The 19,343-nt window shown below is 39.1% G+C and carries 16 protein-coding genes; 10 read left to right on the forward strand and 6 right to left on the reverse strand.

Annotated features, from left to right (window positions below; all coding sequences use genetic code 11):
* Positions 1 to 48: 48 nt before the first annotated feature.
* The 7 genes from NW213_RS02305 to NW213_RS02335 all read left to right on the forward strand — a co-directional run bounded on the left by NW213_RS02305 (position 49) and on the right by NW213_RS02335 (position 6,107).
* Positions 49 to 504, forward strand: coding sequence for a hypothetical protein (locus NW213_RS02305; protein WP_258321716.1), 456 nt, complete (start codon positions 49 to 51; stop codon positions 502 to 504).
* 21 nt (positions 505 to 525) lie between these two features.
* Positions 526 to 2,571, forward strand: a complete 2,046-nt coding sequence (locus NW213_RS02310) for an AAA family ATPase (protein WP_258321717.1) — start codon at positions 526 to 528, stop codon at positions 2,569 to 2,571.
* Positions 2,564 to 3,613, forward strand: coding sequence for a 5-methylcytosine-specific restriction endonuclease system specificity protein McrC (gene mcrC, locus NW213_RS02315; RefSeq protein WP_258321718.1), 1,050 nt, complete (start codon positions 2,564 to 2,566; stop codon positions 3,611 to 3,613). Before NW213_RS02310 ends, mcrC begins: the two co-directional genes overlap by 8 nt.
* Before the next feature lie 153 nt (positions 3,614 to 3,766).
* The gene (locus NW213_RS02320; RefSeq protein WP_258321719.1) at positions 3,767 to 4,273 is read left to right on the forward strand and encodes an RNA polymerase sigma factor; all 507 of its coding nucleotides are present in this window, start codon (positions 3,767 to 3,769) and stop codon (positions 4,271 to 4,273) included.
* Positions 4,270 to 4,728, forward strand: a complete 459-nt coding sequence (locus NW213_RS02325) for a hypothetical protein (RefSeq protein ID WP_258321720.1) — start codon at positions 4,270 to 4,272, stop codon at positions 4,726 to 4,728. Before NW213_RS02320 ends, NW213_RS02325 begins: the two co-directional genes overlap by 4 nt.
* 13 nt (positions 4,729 to 4,741) lie before the next feature.
* Positions 4,742 to 5,191 (forward strand): DUF6108 family protein, encoded by a 450-nt coding sequence (locus tag NW213_RS02330; protein WP_235339203.1) that lies wholly within the window; start codon positions 4,742 to 4,744, stop codon positions 5,189 to 5,191.
* Positions 5,192 to 5,219: 28 nt separating this feature from the next.
* Positions 5,220 to 6,107: a hypothetical protein gene (locus NW213_RS02335; protein ID WP_235339204.1), complete on the forward strand. Its 888-nt coding sequence runs from the start codon at positions 5,220 to 5,222 to the stop codon at positions 6,105 to 6,107.
* 72 nt (positions 6,108 to 6,179) lie between these two features.
* Here the strand turns inward: NW213_RS02335 and NW213_RS02340 are convergent, their stop codons facing one another.
* The 4 genes from NW213_RS02340 to corA are packed head-to-tail and all read right to left on the reverse strand — an operon-like array spanning position 6,180 to position 10,282.
* Positions 6,180 to 7,328 (reverse strand): site-2 protease family protein, encoded by a 1,149-nt coding sequence (locus NW213_RS02340; RefSeq protein ID WP_204392667.1) that lies wholly within the window; start codon positions 7,326 to 7,328, stop codon positions 6,180 to 6,182.
* 16 nt (positions 7,329 to 7,344) lie between these two features.
* Positions 7,345 to 8,538: an esterase gene (locus tag NW213_RS02345; RefSeq protein ID WP_258321721.1), complete on the reverse strand. Its 1,194-nt coding sequence runs from the start codon at positions 8,536 to 8,538 to the stop codon at positions 7,345 to 7,347.
* A 52-nt stretch (positions 8,539 to 8,590) separates the two neighbouring features.
* The gene (gene nth, locus NW213_RS02350; RefSeq protein ID WP_154044580.1) at positions 8,591 to 9,238 is read right to left on the reverse strand and encodes an endonuclease III; all 648 of its coding nucleotides are present in this window, start codon (positions 9,236 to 9,238) and stop codon (positions 8,591 to 8,593) included.
* A 6-nt stretch (positions 9,239 to 9,244) separates the two neighbouring features.
* Positions 9,245 to 10,282 carry a magnesium/cobalt transporter CorA gene (corA, locus tag NW213_RS02355; RefSeq protein ID WP_258321722.1) on the reverse strand — a complete coding sequence of 346 codons (1,038 nt, stop codon included), beginning with the start codon at positions 10,280 to 10,282 and terminating at the stop codon, positions 9,245 to 9,247.
* Between the two features lie 249 nt (positions 10,283 to 10,531).
* Between corA and NW213_RS02360 the strand changes: the two genes are divergently transcribed.
* Positions 10,532 to 12,721: an ATP-dependent RecD-like DNA helicase gene (locus tag NW213_RS02360; RefSeq protein WP_258321723.1), complete on the forward strand. Its 2,190-nt coding sequence runs from the start codon at positions 10,532 to 10,534 to the stop codon at positions 12,719 to 12,721.
* 137 nt (positions 12,722 to 12,858) lie between these two features.
* Here NW213_RS02360 and NW213_RS02365 read toward each other — a convergent pair whose 3' ends face one another.
* Positions 12,859 to 15,963, reverse strand: a complete 3,105-nt coding sequence (locus NW213_RS02365) for a DUF3427 domain-containing protein (RefSeq protein WP_258321724.1) — start codon at positions 15,961 to 15,963, stop codon at positions 12,859 to 12,861.
* Positions 15,964 to 15,985: 22 nt separating this feature from the next.
* Positions 15,986 to 17,521, reverse strand: coding sequence for an ATP-binding protein (locus NW213_RS02370; protein WP_258321725.1), 1,536 nt, complete (start codon positions 17,519 to 17,521; stop codon positions 15,986 to 15,988).
* A gap of 294 nt (positions 17,522 to 17,815) precedes the next feature.
* Here NW213_RS02370 and NW213_RS02375 point away from each other — a divergent pair, with 294 nt between their 5' ends.
* Both NW213_RS02375 and queC read left to right on the forward strand, forming a co-directional pair.
* A complete protein-coding gene (locus NW213_RS02375; protein WP_204390879.1) occupies positions 17,816 to 18,502 on the forward strand; it encodes a queuosine precursor transporter in 687 nt (228 codons plus the stop codon).
* A gap of 8 nt (positions 18,503 to 18,510) precedes the next feature.
* Entirely contained in the window at positions 18,511 to 19,170 is a 660-nt protein-coding gene (gene queC / locus NW213_RS02380) for a 7-cyano-7-deazaguanine synthase QueC (protein ID WP_258321794.1), read from the forward strand.
* The last annotated feature ends 173 nt before the right edge of the window (positions 19,171 to 19,343 follow it).

A 19,343-nucleotide genomic window follows, 5' to 3' on the forward strand; every position in this document is an offset into this window, starting at 1 on the left:
ATTTTGGAGATACATTGCATTTTAGTCATTTATAATGAGGAAATAAAAATGAATGGAAGAGAAGACAGTAAACAGAATGATTTGTTCTTTTTATGCAGCTTAATAGAATATATCGGAAGGCAAACAAAAAATGAACGTAGTGTCATTGTCAATGCTTTAGGTCGGAAAGGACTGGAGCATTATTATGAATTGGCAGAGGTATATCATTGCGAGAATATTGATAAGGTAACAGACGAAATTATTAATAAATATGGTATAGTTCTAGGACACTATGATAATGTATCTAAGGCTGAAGACGGTATTCCTACACATTGGGATATTGGTAAAGTACTACAACGTATTATCCTTAAATTTGCTGATAATTCGGATGGAGACATAATTAGTGCCCTTATAAAAGTCTATAATTCATGGATTATTACTAAAATTGATGACTATAATAGTTCTATGTATTATGAAAATACAAGTTATCAGTATGAATCGTTATTGGCGGGGAAGGCCTTATAAATAAATTTAAATATCAATACTATGAATAATTTAAAGTTGAAAGAACTAATACACGAGTACAAAGAAAAATTTAATGATACGATACCATATGAGATATACAAATGGAAGGCTGTAAAGTGCTTCCAGGATAATTGGGATATTGATGCTAAGGATTTTTCTTCAATGTTAAAATCGTCTTTATTAAGAACAAGGAATTTATTGGCATTCATGAATAATTTTCCAGGCAAAATGATAAGAAGCTATGCGGAATCTTATCCTGAAGAAGTACGTTTGTTGTTTAAAATGTTGTATGATGAAAGTCAAGACTTGGTTATACGAATAGAGTCATTTATAGAAGGAATTAAGTATATTCATTCAAAATGGGATATTGATGGAAATAAAAATCATTTTCAGAGTTATACTGTGATAAGTATATATTTATGGCTTCGTTTCCCTGATAAATATTATATATACAAGCCGGCTGTTGCGAAAAAAATATTCAAAGAAATTAATGGGAAAGAATTGTTTGCCAAGAAAGCGGAAGCTGTTATTATGGTATATAAGTTGTATGATGAAATATCCGAAATGTTGATGTACGATTCTGATTTGCGTCATATGCTTAAAAACGTAATGACAAGTGATTGTTATCCTGATCACTATATGAAAACTGCTACAGTCGATTTTGTATATTCCATTAGTAAGCCTATAAAGTTCTCAATAGCTGGCAAAAGTGAGAATAAGAAGATTTTTAATGTTGATAATTATAAAGTGATGGAATCTGTTCCCGTACCCATAAAAAACAAAAACTATTGGTGGCTTAATGCCAACCCTAAGGTCTGGAGTATGTCTGAATGGGTAGTTGGAGAGATTCAGGACTATACTTTATTTAATGATAACGGCAACAAGCGACGTATTTATCAGAATTTTATTGATGCCAAGGAAGGTGATATTGTAGTATGTTATGAATCAAATCCTACAAAACAGATTTTAGGACTTGCCGAAGTGGCAAAAGCCAATGATGGAGAAAAGATAATGTTCAGGAAAACAGAGACATTATCTTCACCTATAGACTTTTCTACTATTAAGGAAATAGCGGAACTGAGAAATATGGAATTCCTTGTTAATCCTAATGGTAGTTTCTTTAAATTGACTTGTGCTGAATATGAGATTATCATTGATCTTATCAGAGAAAGCAATAAGTTGCCGGATGTTGTGTCTTTGGAGAAATACAGTAAATCGGATTTCCTTAATGAAGTATTCATGGATGAAAAGGATTACGATAGACTATCTCACCAGTTGAAAGTAAAGAAGAATGTAATTCTACAAGGGGCGCCAGGTGTGGGAAAGACGTTCAGCGCTAAAAGATTGGCCTATTCTGTTATGGGAGTTAAAGATGACAGTCGTATATGCTTCATACAGTTTCACCAAAATTATTCGTATGAAGATTTTATAATGGGATACAGACCTGTAGAAGATAAGTTTATTCTTCGAAAAGGAATCTTCTATGATTTTTGCACCCTTGCAAAGAATAATAAGGATAAGGACTACTTCTTTATAATTGATGAAATAAATAGAGGTAATCTGTCAAAGATTTTCGGTGAACTGCTTATGCTTATTGAAAAAGATTATCGTGGCGAAAAGAATAAGATGACACTGGCTTATACAGGTGAAAAGTTCTATGTCCCGGAAAATCTATATATAATAGGTATGATGAACACAGCCGACAGAAGTCTAGCTATGATAGATTATGCTCTTCGCCGAAGATTCAGTTTCTTTAATATCAAACCAGGATTTGAAACAGAAGGTTTTAAGGAGAAATGTTCATCGGTAACGAATCCCAAACTCGATAAACTTGTCAGGAAGATAATAGAACTTAATAAAAAGATAATAGAGGATGATTCTTTAGGAAGCGGATTTGAAATAGGTCACAGCTATTTATGTTTTAAAAATCCTGTGGATGTTACTGATGATTTTTTAAGGGGAGTGGTAGAGTATGACATCATTCCAATGCTTGAAGAATATTGGTTCGATGATAAGAATAAAGTTAATGAATGGTCTGAAAAATTAAAATCAGCATTGAATGATTAAGGACAAAGGCATATTGATTCGCAATATTTATTATATGTTGACTTATGCTTTTCAGGAATTACGTAAGAACAACTATGATGATATTGCAAAGGAGGATTTCGAGCAGATATTGGAATTATTTGCTGAAATTCTGTATAAAGGTGTTTCGTTGCAGCTGAAACAAGGACTATATAAAGAATATGTAAATTGTCATGAAATATTACCTGTGTTGAAAGGACGTTTGGATATTGAAGATACTATCAACTGTATGATACAACATAAAAGTCTGTTGGGATGTGATTATGATGAGTTGTCAGAGGATAATATCTTCAATCAGATAATAAAAAGTACAATACTTTTATTGATTAGGAATAACAGTTTACGTCATAAATATAAAAAAGGCTTGCGTTCTATTTTGCCATTTTTTGGAAATGTTCATGAGTTAAATCTGATGACAGTAAAATGGAAATTACTGAAATTTCAGCGTAATAATCAGAATTACAGGATGCTGATGAATATATGCTATTTTATTGTTGATGGAGTTTTGATGACAACTCAGAAAGGCGAGTTTAAGATGGCTACATTTACTGATGAACACATGAACAAGCTTTTTGAACGTTTTGTGTTGGAGTATTACCGTAAGCATCACAAATATTTGAAGGCAAATTCGGATATGGTTGAATGGGATATTTATGATACAGAAAGCGCTGTTGTTGATTTTTTGCCTTCAATGAAAACAGATATATCATTACATAATGGAGATAAGATACTTATAATTGACACCAAGTATTATGGTAGTATGACTCAAACCCAGTTTGGTAAATCTACTATTCATTCTGGAAATATGTATCAGATTTTTACTTATGTTAAGAATAAGGATTGTGATAATTCCGGTAATGTTTCGGGCATGTTGTTGTACGCAAAAACGGAAGAGGAAACGGTTCCTGAACTTGATGTTGTTATAGGTAAAAACCGATTTCTTGTTAAAACCCTTGATTTGAACCAACGATTTGATGAAATATCCAAACAGTTGGATTTAATTGTATCTTTATATTTTACTTGAAATTAAGTAAAAATATACTTAAGACATTCTAATAAGTATTTGAATAAGTGATTTATTTAAATACTTATTATTTTTTTCCATCTTCTCTGTTACAAAACCAATATCTTTACGTTTACCTTTTTGAAAACGAATAGTACGGACCCGATAAAAAGCATGAGTAAAGAAACACTGACATTGACTTTTACAGAACTGAGGAAGAATTTTCTCAGGCTTGCAATGCGTTTCCTCCCCAATAAGGAGGATGCCGACGATGCACTTCAGGAGGCTTTCTTCCGGTTGTGGCGACATGCTGACCAGATCGGTTCGCGCGAAGAAGCAGAAGCACTTACGGTAGTGACGGTGAAAAATCTGTGTATTGACACACTGCGCAAGAGGAACAATATTCCTACTGTAGAGTTGGATGAGAACAGGGATGAATCCGTTTGTGACCAGGCGGATGAGAGTATTGAAAGAGAAGAGCGTTTCCGCATGTTGGAACGTATCATTGAGCTAAGGCTGACACCTCTGCAACAACAGATTTTACGGATGAAAGAGTATGAAGGAAAAAAGTATGATGAAATAGCTGAAATACTCGGAATGCAGGAACCGGCTGTGCGGATGCAACTGTCGAGAGCAAGAAAAGAAATCAGGGATTGTTATTTAAAACAGATGGAACGATGAAAGAAAACGAACGAACTTATCAGCAGTGGAAAGAGTTGGCGGAACGCTACTTTGAAGCCCAGACAACAGATGTTGAAGAAGAAGCATTGGCACGTTTTCTCGCCACACCGGCTTCGCAAGGGAAGGAGTTCGACGAAGTTCGTGCCGTTATGGGATTTGTCGCTACAGGACGTGCAATACATAACAGGCAGCGTACGCGTAGAGTACGGTTGAGATATTATGCGGCAGCCGCAGCTATTACGGGTGTGTTGGCCTTGACTGCTGTATGGCAGGTGGCAGAAAGGACTAACGTCTGTGTGGCCTATATCAACGGTGAGCGTTACACTGATAAGGAAATAGTTTTTTCGGAGGCTATGAAATCCATCGATAAAGTGCGACATGATTTGCCACAGGAAACAGTTCAGGAACAATTGTCGGACATCTTTCAGACAATTGGAACATCAGTTGAAAACTAAAAAATAATGAGATATGATAAGACGATTGATTATACTGGGAATTACCATGCTGGCTGTGCTGCCTATGTCGGCACAGAAGGGCATGCATGTGGAAACCTTGTTCGACGGTCGCTTCAAGTATGACAAGAGGGCGGTAGAGGTTCTTATCAAAGGTAAGGAACTGAAGAAATATCATCTGACGCTTTTCCGTAGTCTGACAGTAACAGATGCTCCGGCATTGTCGGATGAGATAGAGGCACTTGTTGTAAAGGATGCGGAAACGGCTGTTGACAAGGAAGTTGGGAAAATTGGTACACAGTTGTATTATGGTTTCTATTGTTTCCCGCCACAGGATGAAAGTTACCGATATCTGTTCTACAGAAATACCTCTGTGGTTTCTGACGGTACAAAGAAACCGGAAGTTACGGTGGTATATATGGAAGGACAGGTTACCCTGGAAGAACTGAAACAGATGTTTAAATAGGAAGAAACAAATAAAACATTATAAAGATATGAAGAAAATGATTTTGCTTGTAGCAACATTGCTGATTGCGGCAGGCGGGTATGCTGAAAGTAAAGACTCATTGAAGGTTGAGAATGTAATGAGTATTGATAACCCTGATAGGGTAACAATAACAGAGTCAAACAACCGCATGAAGGTAGAAATTGACGGAAAGAAAGACAATCCGGATTTCCGTTATGTCCGTGAGGTGGAAATATCCCCTTCGGATGTTTCGGTTACAAAAGAACGTAACAGTGACTGGGATTTCAATATCCCGTTCAGAAAGCATACAGAAGAACAGAAACGTAAACGGAATGCATTTGTGGTCAAGGACTTCAAAATAGGACTTTCCACAGTTCAGGGAGCTCCCGACAATATGGATGTAACCATGGGTTCTTCATGGGAAATTACTACTCCTTCATTTGGTTGGGAATATTATCCTTGGAAAACAAGGACTTCTCTTTCTATCGGAGTGGCTTGCAGTTGGCGCAATTACCGTATGACGGGCAAGCAGCGCTTTATAAAAGATCCTGGAAATGATATGTCTATCGGCGCTTATCCTGAAGGTGCAGATATTCAGTTTTCACGTATCAAGGTATTCAGTTGGTCTTTTCCTGTTATGTTTACTCATCAAACGAAAAATAATTTCAGCTTTAGTTTCGGGCCGATTATCAATTTCAATACGCATGCCAGTATGAAGACACGCTACAAGCTGAATGGAGAAAAGTTTAAACTGACGGATGATAATATTCATCAGACTCCAGTGACAGTTGATATTCAGGCTTCATTCGGTTTCAATACTTTAGGGTTCTATGTAAAGTATAGCCCATGTAAGGTGCTTGACACTACGTATGGTCCGGAGTTCTCGGCATTGTCTGTAGGAGTTGTCATATTCTGATATAAACGTAAAGAGCAACCAAGGTCTCAGGGCTTCGGTTGCTCTTTTTCGCTTTTTATAAAGGAATAAAATTTACTGTTTGCTTATATCACTATAAAGTACGGAAGTGTATTTCATGAGAGCTTTCTCGCATAAGGTATCTCCAATGTTATAATAACTCTCGGAAATTGTATTGAAACGTTCCATAATCTTGTCTGCCTTTTCACGGTCTTTATCATAAATCAGGGCAATGGCATATTGGATTCTTAATGCAGAAGGTCGGAATGTGGCATTCTGGTTCAAGTAAATCATAATATTTTTGTCATTGATAGCCTCTTCGATTTTGCTTTTATCACCATTGTCTATCAGATTGAGGAACAGACGTTCCATAGCTATTTCGTTTTTGTATATCTGAATTATTTCATTCCATCTTTCTTCGGCTAAGGCTATCAGATTATGTGCTTTATCGAAGTCCAGTCTGTCAAGTGCCACAGCCAGATCCATGGTAAGGGCGCAGACATGAAACGGAGACGACATGTCAAGCCGTTTATTGTCAGAATAATACTCTTCCATAGCTTCGTGAGGTCTTTTACCGCTTTGTGTTTTTGCCAGAAAACGGAGTGAATCCAGAAACACCTGTGTGGAGAACTTGTCTTCTCTGAGTCGCAATATATTGTAACCGTCGTTAGGGATACCTGAGAAAGTGGAAGGAATACCGTTTACCAGAAAAAAGCATATCCCTACACCAGAAAACAGCATCAGGAATATATTCAGATATGGGTTTAGCGATTCGTGGCATGTCCACAACAATATCCCGCTAATGACGGAAAACATCAGATTGAATATTACGCCTCCAAGATTGTAAAGCATAATCCCGAAATCCGAGTCTCCATTTTCGGGTGGGAGCAGAAGGCATTGCCCTCCGGCACCCGCAAGTTTCATGGTAGAGAGTCTGTAGTGCCCGTCACGCTTGGTCAGTATAAAACCGAATGCCATAAAGGAAATGAATTTCCATCCGCGCATCAGAGCTACAGTAAGATGTCCCGTTTCATGTATTATTATCTGCATGAAGATACATACAATCATTATCAGGAATGAAAGCAACAGATTTGTTATAAGAGAAACAAAACCTTGTTCCTTGCCGAAAAAAATTATTAATGAATATCCGATGCATCCTCCAAAAATCAATGACAATACTATAAACAGTATTACGGCAATGTTTTTCTTTAAAAAACCAATCATGCTAGTCCTGGAATTATTATTTGAAAATCATTGTAGCAAATTCAGACAGATATATTCTCCAGTTGCGCCAGATGTGTCCGCCGTCGCTTTCTCTATACACATATTTGTAGTTGTGTTTGTCAAGCAGCTTTCTGTACTCCACGTTGGCATTATACAGGAAGTCTGTCTTTCCAATTGCAATCCAGTAAAGTTTAGGGGCTTTGCTGAACTGTTTAGCCAGTTTTTCTTCCATGTTTTTATAGATATCTGAATCTTTTTCCTTATCGGGAAGTATTGCTGCAGAGAAAAGACCTACATAATCGAATTTGTCCGGATATTCTTTGGAAATATGAAGAGAATGATATCCACCCATTGAAAGGCCGGCTATGGCACGTCTGGATTTTTTATTCTCAACCCTGTAATTATTTTCGATGAATTTCATTATTTCAGGGAAGGTAGTCTCCATGGTGCCTTCCATTGTTCTTGGAAGATTCATTGTCGGTTTGTACATTCCTAAAGACGATTCTCCAGGAGCAGCTTCCTGATCTACATTTCCGTTTGGCATAACTACTATCATAGGTTCTGCCTTTCCCTGAGCTATAAGGTTATCCATTATCTGTGTAGTCCTTCCAAGGGTGGTCCAGGCATCTTCATCGCCACCCATACCGTGAAGCAGATAAAGCACAGGATAGCGCTTGGTGCTGTTTTCATAGCCTGCAGGGGTATAGACTGTCAGTCGGCGGTCATAGCCTAAGGCGTCGCTGTGATACCAGCGTTTCGTTACCGTTCCGTGAGGAACCTTGTTTACACTGTACAAGTCGCCAGGCTCTCCCTTTACTATGAATATATTGAAAACGGATGCTACATCGCGGCTCACATATACATTGTTCGGATCTGTCACTTTCAGACCGTCAACTATGAACGAATAATTGTAAAGCTCTGAAGCCAGAGGTTGTGGAGTGGTATATTCCCAAACACCGTTCTTGCCTTCTTTCAGCTCGGCGTCTCCCGGTGCATCTACCTTGCCGAACTGAGTATCCATTTTTACAGTAGGCAGGAAGTCGCCTGTAACCTTTACCTGAACAGCTTTGGGTGCATGAAAACGGAAAGTTACGGTATTGTTCGGGTGTATTTCAGGCGAAGTGATGTTCTGTCCACCCCATAATGATTCCTGAGCGGAACAAGTCAGACTTATAAATAAGGCCGATAATAAAAGATTTAATTTTTTCATGGTGTAATATTATTTCTTGTTTGAGTTATGTTTTTATGTTGATATGAATAATTTATTCAGGTTTGACTTTAAGGGATTCTTTACATATTCCGTTTAATCCACATTCCGAACATTTAGGCGAACGTGCAATGCAGACATATCTTCCGTGCAGTATCAGCCAGTGATGAGCTTTAGGAACAATATCCTTTGGAATATATTTCATCAGATAATTCTCAGTGGCAAGCGGAGTGGTGCATGATTTCGGTACCAGACCGATTCTGTGGCTCACGCGGAACACATGTGTATCTACTGCCATTGCTGCTTTATTGAATACCACGCTTTGTATTACATTGGCGGTCTTGCGGCCCACACCAGGTAGTTTCACAAGTTTTTCCAGTGTATCCGGCACAGTGCTGTTATATTCGCTTACGAGCATCTTTGCCATTCCGACGAGGTGCTTGGCCTTATTGTTGGGGTAGCTCACACTGCGGATATATTCGAATATCACTTCGGGAGTGCTTGCGGCAAGGGCTTCCGGAGTAGGGAAGTCGTGAAACAACGGTGGAGTTATCATGTTCACACGCTTGTCCGTACATTGCGCGCTAAGTATCACTGCAATGAGCAGTTCAAAAGGGTTTGAGTAATGTAGCTCGGTCTCTGCCACCGGCATTGCCTTCTCAAAATATTCTATAACCTTATTGTATAATTCCTGTTTACGCATAGTCTGTTACCATTTTTTGTGTCTGAAAAAGAAGAAAAGTGAGATACCCATAGTCAGCATCAGTGCCCATGCGAAAAGGTATCCGTATTCCCAGTGCAGTTCGGGCATCCATTCGAAGTTCATTCCCCATATTCCGGCAAGGAATGTCAGAGGGATGAAGATAGTGGAAACGATGGTGAGCTGTTTCATTATGTCGTTCAGACGTTGGTCGTTTCTTGAAATGTATAGGTCAACGATGGCTGTTATAAGGTCACGACAGCTTTCCATTGTCTGAAGTACGAATTGCAGGTGGTCGTTCACATCGTTGAAGAACGGACGTTGCTGTTCGTTCAGCAGTTCGTTGTCGGCATGAAACAGTTTGTTGATGTGTTCCTTCATCGGGAAGATACATTTCTTTATGATACGATAGTTTCTTCTGTATTTCTGTATATTCTCTATTCCCGGTGCGTCCGGATTGTGAGGCACGATTAAAGCTTCTTCCATATCCTCCAGCTCATCTTCCATGGTTGTGAGTACTGACATGAAGTTTGCCATGGAGCTGTTCAGTATTACACTTAGCAGATAGTCCGACTGGCGGTGACGGATCTTCAATGTGTTTTTGTTCAGAGCGGAAATAATCTCATTGAAGAAATCTGTTTCTTTTTCAACGAATGTGAGAACATATGATTTGCCTTGAATGATACATAGTTGCATCGATTCATAATCTCTATCCTTGTTCATCGTCAGGAGCTTGATGATTATTACATTGTAATCATCGTGTTCTTCCACTTTTGTGAGGTGTTCCGGATTAAGGATATCCTGAGTAGTCAGAAAATCGATGCAGAACATCTGGCATATATTTTTTATTTTATCAGTATCCTGCATACCGGTAATCTGTATCCAGTTTATTTCGTCCTCGTTCATTAATTCCTGAAGATGCTCTAGTTCTATATCCTTGTGATACGTGATGGAGTCTTTCTTATAAGAACACAGATTTATTTTGGTAGGACATATGTTCTCGCCTGTATATCTCAGTTGTTCTGTAAGTAGGTTATTTTTGGTCATGGTGGAAACTCTTTTTTAATACAGCTTCAAAAGTAAAAATAATATGTGAGATTATAAATATTTGCTATTTGAATATTCCTGTTAAAATTCAAATATTTATCAGTTAATATTTTTGATTTAGTTTCTTTATTACTTTTTTCTGCAAGTTGAAAAATGTTGCATCTTTTTGAAATAACCTCTATTTTTGTGTTATAGTAGTGGAATTCATAAGAATCCTGAAGTATTGTAAGTATAATAAGAGAAACGGAAATGCAAAAACTGCGCTGTGTAGTAGAACGTATCACATACCAGAATCCTGAGAACGGATATTCGGTGATGAGGGTTAAGGTAAAAGGTTATGATGAACTGGTTACTCTGGTTGGAAATCTCCTGGAGGTACCGGCAGGGAGTGTGCTTTTGTGTGAGGGCGACTGGAAGGTTGACAAACGCTATGGCAGCCAGTTCGTGGCTCAGACATGGGAAGAGGTGATGCCTGCCACTCTTTACGGCATAGAAAAGTATCTGGGAAGCGGACTGGTGAAAGGTATCGGACCTAAGTTTGCACAGCTCATCGTGAACCGTTTCGGTCTTGATACTATCGAAATCATAGAGACAGATATAGAACGCCTCTATGAAGTGCCGGGAATAGGTCAGAAACGAGTAGAGAAAATAGCTGAAAGCTGGGAAAAACAGAAGGATATTAAGAATGTAATGCTCTTCCTGCAGGGATATGGAGTGAGTACCGCTTATGCCGCAAAAATTTACAGACAATATGGCAAGGAGAGTATCGACACAGTGAAAACCAATCCATATAAACTGGCAGATGATATTTGGGGAATAGGTTTCAAGACAGCCGACACTATTGCCTCTAAAATGGGTTATGAGAAGAATGACCTGCGCAGACTGAAAAGTGGAGTCACATACACACTGAGCCATATGGCTGAGGAAGGCAATGTCTATGCCGAGGAAGAGCAGCTTGTAAAATCTGCAATTGAACTTCTGGATGCCGATGAGACTCCCGTTCGTCAGGCTATATCCGAGATGCTGCAGAGTGAAGACCTCATAGCTGATGCCGAAGCCATATATATGCCACCGTTCTATTATGCCGAAGTCGGTACAGCGAATCGCCTGAACAAATTGCTGGACTGTGTGGAAGGCAGTCTGTTCAATATAATTCCTGATATTTCAGTTATATCAAAACAAACTGGTGTAGAGTACGACGAAGTGCAGGCAGAAGCCATTCGTGAGGCTGTATCTTCTAAAGTTATGGTGCTTACAGGAGGTCCCGGAACAGGAAAGACTACTACCACACAAGGTATTATAGCGGCCTTGAAAGCTATGGGCCTACGCATTCTGCTCGCAGCGCCGACCGGTCGTGCAGCCAAGCGCATGAGTGAGGCTACCGGGATGGAGGCCAAGACCATCCACCGTCTGTTGGAGTATAATCCTAAAGATGGATATAAACGTAATGATGATAATCCTTTGGAAGGAGATGCGCTCATTGTAGATGAATGTTCAATGATAGACCTCCTGCTGATGAACAATCTGATGAAGGCAATTCCGGCAGGTATGCGTCTGGTATTGGTAGGCGACATCGACCAGTTGCCAAGCGTTGGTGCCGGAAACGTGCTGCGTGACATCATCGACAGCAAGAGAATACCCGTCATCCGTCTGACACGTATTTTCCGCCAGGCACAGGAAAGCCGTATCGTCATGAGTGCGCATGCCATAAATAAAGGTGTATTCCCTGATACAAGCAACGGTAAAAACACTGATTTTTTCTTTATCCAACAGGAAGATCCGGAACAGGCAGTAGATACAATCGTGAAGTTGGTGAAGGAGCGTCTGCCTAATGCGTATAAGCGTCCGACAAGCGATATACAGGTCCTTACACCCATGCAGAGAGGGGTAGTGGGGGCCGCCAACCTGAACATGGCGTTACAGACTGTCTTGAACCCGGGGCAGGTGTCATTGAACCGCAGTGGATATTCATTCCGTCAAGGAGACCGTGTAATGCAGCTGCGTAATAATTATGATAAAGAGGTTTTCAACGGTGATTTGGGCTATATAGAGAGAGTAGATATGGAAGACAGAACATTGTTTGTCTGCTTCGACGGAAGAACGGTGGAATATGATGTCTCTGAACTGGACGAGCTGACACTAGCTTATGCTACTACCATCCATAAGTCGCAAGGCTCCGAGTATCCCATTGTAGTAATGCCTGTGCTGATGACTCACTATGTAATGCTCCAGCGCAATCTGATTTATACCGGAATTACACGTGCTAAAAAAATCTGTGTGCTGGTAGGTACAAAAAAAGCATTGAGCTTTGCTATACGTAATTTGTCGGTGCTGAAACGAAATACAAAGTTGAAGGAACGCTTGAATGCGCTTGAAAGTCAATCTGCACAAATATCTATGGCTGCTGAATCGGATACAAGCTACGGAAAGAAAACGTAACTGTTCAGAGGCAGGACACTTAACTGAAAGTCAAAACGATGAATTTTGAGGTAGTCAAGTAATTTTAGTTATAACAACTGAAGATAATATTAAGAAACTCTGTATAGTTCCAATGGGTTATACAGAGTTTTTTGTTTTTATATTGCTTTTACAAAATATGGCATAACTGGTTCCTCCAATCTCCATGTTACATTCATTGGAAAATCTCCATGAGAGGATACATAATTAACTAAACCAAAACAGTGAAAAGGACTGGTATTACCATAGCCGTCTTTCTTGTTTTCACGAACGAACAGTAAAATTTTACGTTGGGTTTCCATTTGGTGGGTATATCGTTTTCCTCCATCATTCTGATGAGAGTCAAAATTCCAAGATTGCCAATGAAACAGATTCTCATTTATTACATAATCATCGTATTGTGTGGTCGGAGAAAAATCTTTATCAGATTTATTCAAAGTTACAAATAACAAAGAGGCATTATGCTCCGGCAAATGAAAAGCTCCGGTTGCTGTACCTTGCATTCTCTTTATCGCAGTCTGACGTCCAACCAACATAAAAACCTCCTCACGTGTATAGCAGCCATATACCTCCATTTGTGGACAGAACAGGTTCTGCAACGGAATAGTCTTTATTTGTAAATGTTCCAGCAAATAAGATGCTATTTCTTTTATCTCCTGATTGAAGTACTTGTATTTATCCGTTTGGAGTAAAGAAAGTGCTTCATATATGCTATTAAAGCCTGATTTATCCAACCTATCAGAAAACAAAGCATAATATAACATTAATGCATAAGTTTCATTTTCTTCTTTAAGAAACTCGCTGTTACCATTTACGAATCTTTGAACAAAATGCAGGAAGTTAGCCGTATTGTGATGTATCAAATTTGAAACTCCTTTCTCCAAACGTTTAGTTATATGATCATCAATATAGTTAATCTTTCCAGCAGCACGTTTTAATGATGTCCAACAATTTGAACCTTGATATAATATACGAATGTCCTGGCCATTATTATCAAGAAATTGTGAGATTGTCGGTATGATTTCGCTATAACTGTTTATTTCACGTATTATTCTCGTCTTATTGTAAATTGCACTTTGAATATTATTCAAAACATATTGACGAGCCAATTTCTCCATAATAATGCTACACCCATTAGGCAGCATTGTAAAACCATCTTCTATCTGCTTCCTTATGTTTTTATCAGAATTAAGTGTCAAAGCTCTGAAGCGACTAGCAAAATCATATTTACGATTTACCTGTGCCACAAAATCCAGTACTGTAAGCTCTGTCTTGCCTACAGACAGACGTAATCCTCGTCCCAACTGCTGTAAGAATATTGTTAAACTATCCGTAGGACGCAAGAATAGCACAGTATCCACTTCTGGAATATCAATACCTTCATTGAAAACATCAACAACACATAAATAGTGAATATTCCCTTCACGCAAATCTTTCGTCAGTTTTCTACGTACATCATTGGGGGTATCTGAAGTAAGACTATGTGCGTTAAAACCATATAGAGATAATTGCTTAGCCATAAATTCCGCATGTTTCTTGTTTACACAAAAACAAAGTGCACGACATGTATATTCATCAGCCAAGTATTTATGTAATGCATCTACTATTCTGCCTACACGCTCTTTATTACATAACCTGTCAGACAATCTTTCCACGTTATATTTATTTCCACTCCACAATGAATCATCAGAAAGATCTGTATTGTCGGTTATACATAAATACTGGAATGGGGTCAACAATCCTGCCTGCAAAGCTTGGGGAAGACGTATCTCAGCGCTGATATGTCCTCCGAAATCAGGACGCAAATCACGACCATCCATACGCTCAGGGGTAGCTGTAAGGCCGATTAATATTTGTGGATTAAAGTGAGTTAATAATTTCCTATAACTATCAGCCTGACTATGATGAGCCTCATCTATGACTATGTAATCGTAATAATCTTTATTAAGTAAAGAGAAAAATTCATCATATTTTGAGTTGAACATTGAAATGGAGACAAATAAATTTTCGTATTCATCTTCATTCTGCGGACGATATCCTCCAACCCACAAAGAGCCAAAGTTTGTATCTCTCAAAACACTCCTGTAAGTATTCAATGCCTGACAAAGGATTTCCTCTCTGTGTGCCGTAAACAAAATACGGCTACGCGAATGTGTCCTTACAAAATTTTGATAATCAAAGGCTGAGATGACTGTTTTTCCAGTACCGGTAGCTGCGACTATAAGATTTCTATAGTTATGATTTTCGTCTCTTTCTACACTAAGCTTATCTAGAATCTGCTTCTGATGTGGAAGTAATGTAAAACGGTGATATACATTCTCTTCGCTACGGTTTCTAAATAAATTACGGTTTATCTCTTTATTAAATTTATCTATACCTCCAATTCTAATATCTTCAAAATTTGGACTGTTCCAATACATATCAAAAGTAGCTAAAGCCGTCTTGATTATGTGTGGATTTTCTATATTTGTTACACGAATATTCCATTCCAAACCATCAGTCTGGGCTGATTTAGATAAGTTTGATGAACCTATATATGCCGTATTCATGCCAGAATTTCTTAAAAATATATATGACTTAGCATGAAGACGTTCTATATCTGTATTATAAGAAATACGAATCTCTGTATTGGGAAGTTCTAACAGTTGTTCAATTGCTTTAGACTGAGTAACTCCGCAGTAAGTAGTAGTGATAATTCTTAAACGACTTCCTTCTTTTTGAGTAAATTTCTTCAAGTCGTCCATTAAAATACGTATCCCTGAAACTTTCAAAAAAGAAACTATAAAACAGATTTCATCAGCACTGGCTATCTCCCGACGAATTTCTTCTCCCAATGATAATGCACTTCCACCACCAGTAAAAAGATTACTCACACGAAAACCACTAATCGGTCTAATTGTTTGCGATCTACTTTGGCTTTGAAAAAGATACTGCTGATGCGTCATAACTTCAGTCAATAGATTCTCATAATCGACTATCTGCATTTCTTCCAATAAACCGGCTTCTGATAAAATTTTGTTTATCATATTTACACGGTCTTGTTGATCCTCTATTTCTTCCAGTTTATTACGAATCACCTTTGCCAAATAATCAGCCAATATCTTAGGAGATTCTGCAGTATCAATATCATTTTTCAAACAAACCAGATTTTCTGCTTCTGATTGTTTAATTTCTCCCCTTATCTCGTTATTAATAATATGTTCGTATATTCCTTTTTTCAGCATAATATAGTTTTAAATTATAAACCTACTCAGGTTTTATTACAATACGCCAATAGCCGCCAAAGTCAGCACCTTCACGAGATAAAATACCCATAGATCGTAACTTTGCGATTTGCTTTTCTACGGCACGAGAACTAATTCCAATTTTATAAGCCATGACTTCAGCTGATATCGAGGGATCGGAAATGACGAAATCAATAATTTTCTGTGCTGTTTTTCCAATATTTTTAGGCTTACCCACAGTCTCTCCGAACTTACTCTCCGAACTTTTTGAATTGTCTCCGAACCTTTTCTCCGAACTTTTTGAATTGTCTCCGAACCTTTTCTCCGAACTTTTTGAATTGTCTCCGAACTTTTCCTCCGAACCACTCACTCTTGTCGCCACTTCCTCTATAGGTATTCTTCCGTTCTCTCCCCAATTCAGATTATAGAATGTGGTATAGAAAGATATCGCTTCCGTTTGATATTGTGGTTCTTTGCCAGGCAGGAAATTAGGCAGTTTCTCTGTAAGTTCCCGCATTTTCCGTAAACCAGAGCCACGTTTCTCCATATAGTCCAATTGGGTAAACATATCTGCAATGACAGGGTTACGGCGCATGGACGGTACTTTGTATATGTCTCGGTCTTGGATTTGTGTGCCATCAAGCATTGCACCGGGTGATACCAATTCTACCCGGTCATCATAGATATCAATATGTACTTCACCACCCATTACAGTGTAATCTCTATGGATAAGATGGTTTACTAACCCTTCAAAGATAGCGCGGTCGGAATAGTCAGGGAGGTTCAGGCGATAGTTAGGCATCTTCACCCATCCGCTCATTGTATAATTCTTGATGAAGTCCATACCATATTTCAAAAGCAATACTAAATTTGCCCGATGCTCTACGGAACTGATAGCATCGTCTTTATAGAGTCCCGTCCAACGGGTGCAGAAAATACGTGATTGGAACACAGTGCAATTGTCCACAAACAGCAATCCGGCATTAGTCAGTTTACCGTCAGATGTGACAAGTCCGAATGATTCCAAATATTTATCATTCCATTCCTGATGGGTTTGCTCGCGGAAGGTGTTGGCTAAGATAACGAAAGAATGTTTGTTGGCATCCACTTGTGTTGGTAACGAATCCCAGGTCATGTGCGTACCTTTTAAAACCAATGAAAGAAGTTGTTGCGAATTGCATTCCACACTTTCATTGCCAACTCGTGTATAAGCTGTACGTGTTCCGTCTTGAAAATAATAATAAGGTGTCAGCGTTCCTGCTTTTACTTTCACTTCAAGCAGGGTACGTCCTTCGTGTTCAATTGGGATAAGCTGTACTTCAGGGACTGGGTCAAGTCTTGCCTTTATCATTTCACTGATAAAATCGGCATCTGATTGCGGATTCTCCAAACCAACAATTACTCCGTCATCGTTTACCCCATAGAACAAGCTGCCACCGTCCGTATTGGCAAAAGCTGATACTGATTTGAGCCATGACTTTACTTTCTTACGCTCCAGCATTTCCTTGAAATCGTAAGACGAGCATTCTGCTATCAATGTATTGTTATGAATTTGCATCGTTTCCTTTTTGTTGTTCGGGTATAAATCTCAGGTTATATATACAAAGGTAATGATAAAACCGGATATTCTGTTAAAATTACTTCATTGATTTGATTATTATGTGTTTGTATCACGATATTTATACAGTTATTCCAGGTTTTATACTCATATTCATTCACAAATATAACTTTTCCTTGCATATATCGTAAATACTCAGTACTTTTGCGCTCGAATTAAAAACAGAGATCATTAACATGCGATGCCGTGAATAGCGGCCGTGTATTCTAGAACACCACGTAAAAAACAGGAACGATGAAAAAAGAAAATCTCGTATCAGTACCTTTCATGGTCTTGGGTATTGTGTTTTGTGTCTGCCTCGTGGCAGCCAATCTTTTAGAGGCCAAAGTCGTACAATTCGGTCCGATTTCCGTAACTGCCGGATTGATAGTTTTTCCAATCTCTTACATTATCAATGACTGTATTGCCGAAGTCTGGGGCTTCCGCAAGGCGCGTCTTATCATCTGGATGGGTTTCCTTATGAACTTTATGGTAGTAGCCTTAGGTAAAGTGGCAGTGGCTCTTCCTGCGGCTCCTTTCTGGGAAGGCGAACAGGCATTCGATTTCGTGTTCGGTCTTGCTCCGCGCATCGCGGCTGCCAGCTTGACAGCTTTCCTTGTAGGTTCATTCATCAATGCTTTCGTTATGAGTAAGATGAAGATTGCTTCGCACGGAAAGAACTTTTCTGCCCGTGCCATTGTTTCAACTTTGGCTGGTGAAGGTGCCGATTCAATCATTTTCTTCCCGTTGGCTTTCGGTGGACTGATGCCTGTGAACGAGTTGTTGAAGATGATGGTTGTGCAGGTTGTTCTGAAAACGCTTTATGAAATCATCATTCTCCCTGTGACTATCAGGGTGGTGAACTACATCAAGCGTGTAGATGATTGCGATGTGTATGATGAGAACATCTCATATAATGTATTGAAGATTAAGGAGATTTGATTATGACTATGAATAATGAGGCCGCACTGGTAGTGTTCAGTGGCGGCCAGGATTCTACTACTTGCCTGTTTTGGGCAAAGAAACATTTCAAGGAAGTTTATGCGCTTAGTTTCATCTATGGTCAGAAACATGTAAAGGAGGTGGAACTGGCGAGAGGAATTGCCGAAAGGGCAGGAGTGCATTTTCACGCAATGGATGTATCGTTCATCGGTCATCTTGGCAAGAATTCTCTTACTGATACTTCCATCGTGATGGACGAGGAGAAGCCTGAAGATTCTTTTCCAAATACTTTCGTGCCGGGAAGAAACCTGTTCTTCCTCAGTATAGCTGCCGTTTATGCGCGTGAGCATGACATCAGTCATCTGGTTACAGGAGTTTCGCAGACAGACTTCAGCGGTTATCCCGACTGCAGGGATTCGTTTATCAAGTCGCTCAATGTCACTCTTAACCTTGCAATGGACGAGCAGTTCGTGATTCACACTCCGCTGATGTGGATAGACAAGGCTCAGACATGGGCTTTGGCAGACGAGCTTGGAGTGCTTGATCTGATAAGAAACGAAACTCTGACATGCTACAACGGGGTGCAGGGCGACGGATGCGGACATTGCCCGGCGTGTAAGTTACGTCGCGAGGGACTTGAAAAGTATTTGAGCTCGAAAAACAAATAACTTGCCTTTTATTGCAGTTTTCAGATAAAGGATATTTATCTCCACACGTACGTGATGAGATCTCCACACGGCCGTGTCGAGTTCTCCACACGAGCGTGTCAAGTACTCCACACGAACGTGTGGAGATAATTGTTTACGGACATTATATCGAATAAAAAGAAAAATTATATATA

The sequence above is a fragment of the Bacteroides sp. ET336 genome (genome assembly GCF_024733815.1).
GTDB lineage: Bacteria > Bacteroidota > Bacteroidia > Bacteroidales > Bacteroidaceae > Phocaeicola > Phocaeicola cellulolyticus.